2 pseudogenes are annotated in these 549 nt (G+C 63.8%); both read right to left on the bottom strand.

What is annotated here, in order from left to right:
• A pseudogene (locus AC3IFE_RS01620) lies at window positions 1-158 on the bottom strand (IS21-like element helper ATPase IstB); the annotation flags it as partial.
• Window positions 155-549: pseudogene (locus AC3IFE_RS01615) on the bottom strand (IS21 family transposase); the annotation flags it as partial. The pseudogenes AC3IFE_RS01620 and AC3IFE_RS01615, both read right to left, overlap by 4 nt.

Genomic DNA, 549 nt, shown 5'->3' with positions numbered 1-549 from the left:
TCATGCTCAAGCAGCGCGCCGAGCAACCTCGCAGCCTGCCATCCCTCCTGGTCGGAGCGCTGGGTAAATTCAGGCCATAGACGAGCGATCGTTGGTAGCCGTAGCTCGTTGAGCATCAATCCGAGGCGTGCTGCATCATGGGACGCGGGTGCGTTCATGCCATCACCTCCGCGTCGAGTAACGTGTCGTAGAGCGATGCTGCCGGCATTTCGACGACGACCTCCGGACACTGGGCCTGCCGCGGCACGAACTCGTTGCGCAGCTGTTCGAGATCAGGCAACGTACCGGCGGCCAACAGCGTCTCCAGTCGCTCGGCAAGCTCGGCTTCGACGCCGTAATGCGCGGCCAGTTCGAGCAAGCCGACCATCGTCCTACAGGCATCGCGCGGCGTCATCCGGGTTTCGAGTTGGTCCCAGGCGCGACGATATGCTTCGCGAGGGAACAGGTCGTCACGGAATGCCAGTCCCTTGAACGCCTGGGGCTTGCGCTTGAGCTCGTCGACGAAGTGCCGGTAGTCGAGCGCGCGCCGACGGCTGTTGGCAGCATGGG

The sequence above is a fragment of the Burkholderia sp. APQ4-4ca genome, from assembly GCF_057837105.1.
The sequence above is the reverse complement of the archived record's forward strand: the minus strand, read 5'-3'. Positions and strand labels throughout refer to the sequence as shown.